The 8,389-nt window shown below is 72.4% G+C and carries 6 protein-coding genes; all 6 read left to right on the top strand.

Features of this window, described 5'->3' with window-relative positions; all coding sequences use genetic code 11:
- Positions 1-842 (top strand): ArgS-related anticodon-binding protein NrtL (nrtL, locus tag K6I34_RS03085; RefSeq protein ID WP_308293956.1); only part of this gene is annotated, 842 nt, incomplete at its 5' end.
- A 14-nt stretch (positions 843-856) separates the two neighbouring features.
- Positions 857-2,245 carry a diaminopimelate decarboxylase gene (lysA, locus tag K6I34_RS03080; RefSeq protein WP_229322466.1) on the top strand — a complete coding sequence of 463 codons (1,389 nt, stop codon included), beginning with the start codon at positions 857-859 and terminating at the stop codon, positions 2,243-2,245.
- A gap of 107 nt (positions 2,246-2,352) precedes the next feature.
- Entirely contained in the window at positions 2,353-3,645 is a 1,293-nt protein-coding gene (locus K6I34_RS03075; protein ID WP_229322464.1) for a homoserine dehydrogenase, read from the top strand.
- Positions 3,646-3,659: 14 nt separating this feature from the next.
- A complete protein-coding gene (thrC, locus tag K6I34_RS03070; protein ID WP_229322462.1) occupies positions 3,660-4,748 on the top strand; it encodes a threonine synthase in 1,089 nt (362 codons plus the stop codon).
- 273 nt (positions 4,749-5,021) lie between these two features.
- Positions 5,022-5,936 (top strand): homoserine kinase, encoded by a 915-nt coding sequence (gene thrB, locus K6I34_RS03065; RefSeq protein WP_121799490.1) that lies wholly within the window; start codon positions 5,022-5,024, stop codon positions 5,934-5,936.
- Between the two features lie 418 nt (positions 5,937-6,354).
- Positions 6,355-8,385, top strand: a complete 2,031-nt coding sequence (rho, locus tag K6I34_RS03060) for a transcription termination factor Rho (protein ID WP_229322461.1) — start codon at positions 6,355-6,357, stop codon at positions 8,383-8,385.
- Positions 8,386-8,389: the final 4 nt, after the last annotated feature.

Raw genomic sequence — 8,389 nt, 5'->3', positions numbered from 1 at the left:
CCCCTAGGCTTGACCCCGTGACCCCCGCCGATCTCACCCGCACCGTTCTGCACACGGTGCGCCGCGCCATCGAGGCCGACGAGCTGAGCGCCGTCGTCCCCGACCGGGTCACCGTGCGTGTCCCCCCGCACCCCGGGTGCGGCGACTACGCCACCAACGTCGCCCTGCGCATCGCCCAGGACAGCGGCCGCCCCGCTCCCGAGGTCGCCGAAGTGCTGCGCCGCCGGCTCGTCGCCGAGCCCGGTATCGCCCGCGTCGACATCGCCGGGCCCGGCTTCCTCAACATCACGCTGGAGGGCTCCTCGTACGTACAGCTCGTACGGGACGTCCTCGGTATGCGGCCGAGCCCGCCCGTCCTCGGCGAGCCCCCGGCGGAGCTCGTCGCGCGGCTCGGGGGCGACGCCGCCCGCTGGAGCCTCGTCAGCCCCCCGGGCGTCCCCCGCGACCTGCTTCTCGTCCAGCGCGAGAGCAACCCCCTCTTCCGCGTCCGCTACGCCCACGCCCGTACCCGGGCCCTGCTGCGCAACGCCCACGACCTGGGCTTCGGCCCCGAGCCGGGGGACCTCGGGGACCTCATGGACGAGGACGCGGCCCCCGTCCTCGCCGGGCTCGCGGACCATTCGCGGGTCACCGCCACCCGGGCCCCCGAGCGGCTCGCCCGCCATCTCGAACGTCTCGCTGATGCCTTCCTCCGCTGGCAGGCCGCGTGTCCCACGCTGCCGAGCGGAGGGGAGAAACCCTTGGCCGTCCACCGCGCCCGCCTGGCCCTCGCCGAGGCCACGGGCACGGTGCTGGCCGACGGCCTCCACCAGCTCGGCATCACCGCACCCGCACACCTCTGAGGAGATTCAGAGCCATGAGCCGTTCCGCACACCCCGCCGGGCCCCGCTACGCCGACGTCCTCCCCGAGGGCCACTACGCGGCCCCGCCCGCCGACCTCAACGCGCTCGACCCGCGCGTATGGGCCCGTACGGTCGCGCGGGACGCCGACGGCGTGGTCACCGTCGGCGGTATCAAGGTCACCGAGCTCGCCGAGGAGTTCGGCACCCCGGCCTACTTCCTCGACGAGGACGACTTCCGCGCCCGCTGCCGGGCCTGGCGCGACGCCTTCACCGACGCCGACGTCTTCTACGCGGGCAAGGCCTTCCTCTCCCGCGCCGTCGTCCGCTGGCTGCACGAGGAGGACCTCAACCTCGACGTCTGCTCCGAGGGCGAGCTCGCCACCGCCCTGTCCGCGGGCATGCCCGCCGAGCGCATCGCGCTGCACGGCAACAACAAGTCCACCCAGGAGATCACCCGCGCGATCGAGGCGGGCGTCGGCCGGATCGTCCTCGACTCCTTCCAGGAGATCGTCCGCGTCGCGCGCATCGCGGAGCGGCTCGGCAAGCGCCAGCGCGTCCTGATCCGGGTGACCGTCGGCGTCGAGGCGCACACCCACGAGTTCATCGCGACCGCCCACGAGGACCAGAAGTTCGGCCTCGCCCTCGCCGGGGGACAGGCCGCCGAGGCCGTGCGCCGCGCGCTGAAGCTCGACGGCCTGGAGCTCGTCGGCATCCACTCCCACATCGGCTCGCAGATCTTCGACACCTCGGGCTTCGAGGTCGCCGCGCACCGCGTCGTCGGCCTGCTCAAGGACGTCCGCGACGAGCACGGCGTCGAGCTGCCCGAGATCGACCTCGGCGGCGGCCTCGGCATCGCCTACACCTCCGACGACGACCCGCGCGAGCCGCGCGAGATCGCCGTCTCCCTGCGCGAGATCGTCACCCGCGAGTGCGCCGCCGCCGGGCTCGCCGTGCCGCGGCTGTCCGTCGAGCCCGGCCGTGCCATCGCCGGCCCGACCACCTTCACCCTCTACGAGGTCGGCACCGTCAAGGACCTGCCCGGCCTGCGCACCTACGTGAGCGTCGACGGCGGCATGTCCGACAACATCCGCACCGCGCTCTACGACGCCGAGTACAGCGTCGCGCTCGTCTCCCGTACCTCCACCGCCGAGCCGATGCTCTCCCGCGTCGTCGGCAAGCACTGCGAGTCCGGTGACATCGTCGTGCGCGACGCCTTCCTCCCCGCCGACCTCGCCCCCGGCGACCTGCTCGCCGTCCCCGCGACCGGCGCCTACTGCCGCTCCATGGCGAGCAACTACAACCACGCCCTCCGCCCGCCGGTCGTCGCCGTCCGGGACGGGCAGGCGCGGGTGATCGTCCGGCGCGAGACCGAGGACGACCTCCTCCGGCTCGACGTCGGCTGACAAGGTAAAAAATAAAGCAAAAGTCTCGAATGCTGGACGGGGGCGGGAAACCCCCGTCCGGTGAGTGAGACTGGTGCCCTACCGAGATGTATGAGAAACGAGGTCGGATGATGCGTACGCGTCCGCTGAAGGTGGCGCTGCTGGGCTGTGGAGTGGTCGGCTCTGAGGTGACGCGCATCATGACGACGCACGCCGACGACCTCGCGGCGCGCATCGGCGCGCCGGTCGAGCTCGCCGGCATCGCGGTGCGCCGTCCCGACCGCGTCCGCGAGGGCGTGCCGCAGGAGCTGATCACCACCGACGCCACCGCGCTCGTCAAACGTGGCGACATCGACGTGGTCGTCGAGGTCATCGGTGGCATCGAGCCCGCCCGCACCCTCATCACCACCGCCTTCGAGCACGGCGCGAGCGTCGTCTCCGCCAACAAGGCGCTGCTCGCCGGGGACGGCGCCGCGCTGCACGCCACCGCGGAGGCGCACGGCGCGGACCTCTACTACGAGGCCGCCGTCGCGGGCGCCATCCCGCTCGTCCGCCCGCTGCGCGAGTCCCTCGCGGGCGACAAGGTGAACCGGGTGCTCGGCATCGTCAACGGCACCACCAACTTCATCCTCGACAAGATGGACACCAGCGGCGCGGGCTACTCCGAGGCGCTGGACGAGGCCACCGCGCTCGGCTACGCCGAGGCCGACCCGACCGCCGACGTCGAGGGCTTCGACGCCGCCGCCAAGGCCGCGATCCTCGCCGGGATCGCCTTCCACACCCGGGTGCGCCTCGACGACGTCCATCGCGAGGGCATGACGGAGGTCACCGCGGCGGACTTCGCGTCGGCGAAGCAGATGGGCTGCACCATCAAGCTCCTCGCCATCTGCGAGCGCGCCGCCGACGGGCGGTCCGTCACCGCCCGCGTGCATCCGGCCATGATCCCGCTCAGCCACCCGCTGGCCTCCGTCCGCGAGGCGTACAACGCGGTGTTCGTCGAGGCCGAGGCCGCCGGACGGCTGATGTTCTACGGCCCCGGGGCCGGTGGCTCGCCCACCGCCTCCGCGGTCCTCGGCGACCTCGTCGCCGTCTGCCGGAACAAGGTCGCCGGGACGACCGGACCCGGCGAGTCCGCCTACACGCGGCTGCCCGTGAGCCCCATGGGCGAGGTGGTCACGCGCTACCACATCAGCCTCGACGTGGCCGACCGGCCGGGTGTCCTCGCCCAGGTCGCCACGGTCTTCGCGGCGCACGACGTGTCGATCGACACGGTCCGCCAGACGGGCAAGGACGGCGAGGCGTCGCTCGTCGTCGTCACGCACCGCGCCCCCGACGCCGCCCTCTCGGCGACCGTCGCGGCGCTGCGCAAGCTGGACACGGTCCGCGGTGTCGCGAGCATCATGCGGGTCGAAGGCGAATAGGGAGCAACGAAGCAATGTCTGCCAGCAACGGACTCCGGTCCTCCGGCACCCACCAGTGGCGCGGCATCATCGAGGAGTACCGCGACCGGCTCCCCGTCTCCGCCGACACGCCGGTCGTCACCCTGCGCGAGGGCGGCACGCCGCTCGTCCCGGCCCAGGTGCTCTCCGAGCGCACGGGCTGCGAGGTGCACCTCAAGGTCGAGGGCGCGAACCCGACCGGGTCCTTCAAGGACCGCGGCATGACGATGGCCATCACCCGCGCGAAGGAAGAGGGCGCGAAGGCCGTCATCTGCGCCTCCACGGGCAACACTTCCGCCTCCGCCGCGGCCTACGCCGTACGGGCGGGCATGGTCTGCGCCGTCCTGGTGCCCCAGGGCAAGATCGCGCTGGGCAAGATGGGCCAGGCGCTGGTCCACGGCGCGCGCATCCTCCAGGTGGACGGCAACTTCGACGACTGCCTGACGCTCGCCCGCGGGCTGTCCGAGGAGTACCCCGTCGCGCTGGTCAACTCCGTGAACCCGGTGCGGATCGAGGGCCAGAAGACGGCCGCGTTCGAGATCGTGGACGCGCTCGGCGACGCCCCCGACATCCACGTCCTGCCTGTTGGCAACGCGGGCAACATCACCGCCTACTGGCGGGGCTACCGCGAGTACGCCGCGGACGGCATGGCCGAGCGCACGCCGCGCATGTGGGGCTTCCAGGCGTCCGGTTCCGCGCCCATCGTGCGCGGTGAGCCGGTGCGCGACCCGCACACCATCGCCACCGCCATTCGCATCGGCAACCCCGCGTCGTGGCGGTTCGCCGAGGAGGCGCGCGACGAATCGGGCGGCCTCATCGACGAGGTGACCGACCGCCAGATCCTGGCCGCGTACCGCCTGTTGGCGGCGCAGGAGGGCGTCTTCGTCGAGCCCGCGTCGGCGGCGAGCGTGGCGGGCCTGCTCAAGGCGGCCGAGCTCGGCCTGGTCGACCCGGGGCAGCGCATCGTCTGTACGGTCACGGGCAACGGGCTCAAGGACCCGGACTGGGCGGTGGCGGGGGCTCCGCAGCCGCTCACCGTGCCGGTGTCCGCGGCTGCCGCCGCGGCCGCGCTCGGGCTCGCCTGACCGGTCGTCCGCCCCGCCGTTTCCCCGCAACACGGCTTCGCCGCGTTGTCCTCAAACGCCGGACGGGCTGAATGGGTACCCCATCGCCCGTCCGGCGCAAGTCAGCAGCCCGGCGACACCCCTTCGCCCTATGTCGCCGCAGAACCTTCCTTCGATAGGCTGTACTCACTCCGCCCCGTCGCAGACCCCCGCCGTCCCCGTGCGGCGATCCGTCGCGGCCCTTGCGGACGTTGCACGCCCTGCCGAGGCCACACCAAGGAGAGTCATCGAGCGATGGCCGGTCCAGCGTTCCGCGCCGCCGCTGTCCGCGTGCGCACCCCCGCCACCAGCGCAAACCTCGGCCCCGGCTTCGACGCCCTGGGCCTGTCGCTGGGGCTCTACGACGACGTCGTGGTCCGGGTGGCCGAATCCGGGCTGCACATCGACATCGCCGGCGAGGGCGCCGACACCCTCCCGCGCGACGAGAGCCACCTCCTCGTGCGCTCCCTGCGCACCGCCTTCGACCTGCTCGGCGGCCAGCCGCGCGGCCTGGAGGTCGTCTGCGCCAACCGCATTCCGCACGGCCGCGGGCTCGGTTCCTCGTCGGCCGCCATCTGCGCGGGCATAGTCGCCGCCCGCGCCGTGACCATAGGCGGGGCCGAGAAACTCGACGACGCGGCGCTGCTGGAGCTCGCCACGGAGATCGAGGGCCACCCGGACAATGTCGCGGCCTGCCTGCTCGGCGGCTTCACCTTGGCGTGGATGGAGTCGGGCGTGGCGCGGGCCATTCGGATGAACCCCGCGGATTCCATCGTTCCGGTGGTCTTCGTGCCCTCGCGGCCGGTGCTCACCGAGACCGCCCGCGGGCTGCTGCCGCGCAGCGTCCCCCATGTGGACGCCGCGGCCAACGCCGGGCGCGCCGCGCTGCTCGTCGAGGCGATGACCAGGCGCCCCGAGCTGCTGCTTCCGGCCACCGAGGACCGTCTCCACCAGGAGTACCGCGCCCCGGCGATGCCCGAGAGCGTGGCCCTGGTGGGCAGGCTGCGGGCGGACGGCGTGCCCGCGGTCATCTCCGGCGCGGGCCCCACGGTGCTCGCGCTGGCCGAGAACGGTGCGGCCGACGAGGTCGCACGGCTGGCGGGCGAGGGGTGGGCGGCCAACCGGCTGGCCCTCGACGCCGGGGGGACGAGCGTGCTGCCGCTCGCCTGACCAGCGCCGACATCCGGGTGCGCCCGGAGTCGGCGAAAAATAGCGGTTGCCGGTCTTGAGAGGGGGAATGTTTATGGGACCCGGTAGTGTTAACCTCAAGTCTGCACCCGAAGCCACATCGGCTCGGTGCTCTGTGTCCCGATCAGGGGCCGCTTTTCTTCCGGGAGCCTCCCAAACTGCCTGAGCAGCCTGCCTGAGCAGCTTCGAGCACGCTCCGGAATCGGCGTGGGTGACATGAGTGAAGTCGATACGTCATGTCTTCACCTCATTTCTTCACGCCGGAACCAATGAACTGATTCTTCCGCCGTACCGGCGGACCACCGCCCCGGCACGGTCCGCACAGCCAGACCGCAGCCGGACAGCACAACCGGTCGCCGAGCCAGACAGGCCGACGCCCGCTCCAGGGAAGGACCCCTTCGTGAGCGACACCACCGATCTGATGGGCGTGACCGCCGACAGCTCCGTCGGCAATGCCTCCGCGCCCGCCACGGACGCTCCCGCCGCGCCTGCCACCGGTGCTGCCACCGCCCCCAAGCGGCGACGCTCGGGCACGGGCCTCGACGCCATGGTCCTGGCCGAGCTCCAGCAGCTCGCCTCCAGCCTCGGCATCAAGGGCACCGCGCGGATGCGGAAAGGCCAGCTGATCGAGGTCATCAAGGAACGGCAGGCAGGCGCGGGCGCGCCCGCCAAGGCCGCCGAGCCCGCCAAGGCCGCCTCCGAGACGGAGACCAAGCCGAAGCGCCGTGCCACCTCCAAGGCCCGTACGGGTGAGACGGCCGCCGAGGCCGCCAAGCCCGCCGAGAAGGCCGCCACCCAGCAGCAGATCGAGATCCCGGGCCAGCCGTCGGGCGGCTCCAACGACGAGCAGCCGGCCGGTGAGCGCCGTCGCCGCCGCGCGACCGCGCCCGCGGGCAGCCCGGAGACCCCCGCCACCGAGGCCAAGGCCGAGGAGCGGGCGGAGGCCGCGGCCGACGCCGCCGAGGGCCGGACCGCCCGCGCCGGCGACCGCGAGGGCCGTCAGAAGGGCGAGCGCCGCGAGCGTGGCCAGCGCGGTGAGCGTGGCGACCGCGGTGAGCGTGGCGAGCGCGGTGAGCGCCGTGAGCGCGGCCAGCGCGGCGAGGACGCCCAGCAGGGCGGCTCCCGCCAGCAGCGGGACGGCCGCGGTGCCCAGCAGGGCGCCCAGGGCGGCCCGCAGGACGAGGACGACTTCGAGGGCGGCCGCCGTGGCCGTCGCGGCCGCTACCGCGACCGTCGCGGCCGTCGTGGCCGTGACGACTTCGCGGGCGAGCCGCAGGTCTCCGAGGACGACGTCCTGATCCCCGTCGCGGGCATCCTCGACATCCTCGACAACTACGCCTTCATCCGGACCTCCGGCTACCTGCCGGGTCCGAACGACGTCTACGTCTCCCTCGCCCAGGTCCGCAAGAACGGCCTGCGCAAGGGCGACCACGTCACCGGTGCCGTGCGGCAGCCGAAGGACGGCGAGCGGCGCGAGAAGTTCAACGCGCTCGTCCGCCTCGACTCGGTCAACGGCATGGCGCCCGAAACCGGCCGCGGCCGCCCCGAGTTCGGCAAGCTCACCCCGCTCTACCCGCAGGACCGCATGCGGCTGGAGACGGACCCGGGCGTGCTGACGACCCGCATCATCGACCTGGTCGCGCCCATCGGCAAGGGCCAGCGCGGTCTGATCGTGGCCCCGCCGAAGACCGGCAAGACCATGATCATGCAGGCGATCGCCAACGCGATCACCACCAACAACCCCGAGTGCCACCTGATGGTCGTCCTGGTCGACGAGCGTCCGGAAGAGGTCACCGACATGCAGCGGTCGGTCAAGGGCGAGGTCATCTCCTCGACCTTCGACCGTCCCGCCGAGGACCACACCACCGTCGCCGAGCTGGCCATCGAGCGTGCCAAGCGCCTCGTGGAGCTGGGTCACGACGTGGTCGTCCTGCTGGACTCGATCACCCGTCTGGGCCGCGCGTACAACCTCGCCGCCCCGGCCTCGGGCCGCATCCTGTCCGGTGGTGTCGACTCGACCGCGCTCTACCCGCCGAAGAAGTTCTTCGGTGCCGCGCGCAACATCGAGGACGGCGGCTCGCTGACCATCCTGGCCACCGCGCTGGTCGAGACCGGCTCGCGGATGGACGAGGTGATCTTCGAGGAGTTCAAGGGCACCGGCAACATGGAGCTCAAGCTCGACCGGAAGCTCTCGGACAAGCGCATCTTCCCGGCCGTGGACGTGGACGCCTCCAGCACCCGCAAGGAGGAGATCCTGCTGGGCAGCGAGGAGCTGGCCATCGTCTGGAAGCTCCGCCGTGTGCTGCACGCGCTCGACTCGCAGCAGGCCATCGAGCTGCTCCTCGACAAGATGAAGCAGACGAAGTCCAACGCCGAGTTCCTGATGCAGATCGCGAAGACCACGCCCTCCACGGGCAACGGCAACGACTGATCCG

This window comes from Streptomyces sp. UNOC14_S4, from assembly GCF_020740835.1.
Classification (GTDB): domain Bacteria; phylum Actinomycetota; class Actinomycetes; order Streptomycetales; family Streptomycetaceae; genus Streptomyces.
Note: the sequence above shows the minus strand (reverse complement) of the source record. Positions and strands in the feature narration are given on the sequence as shown.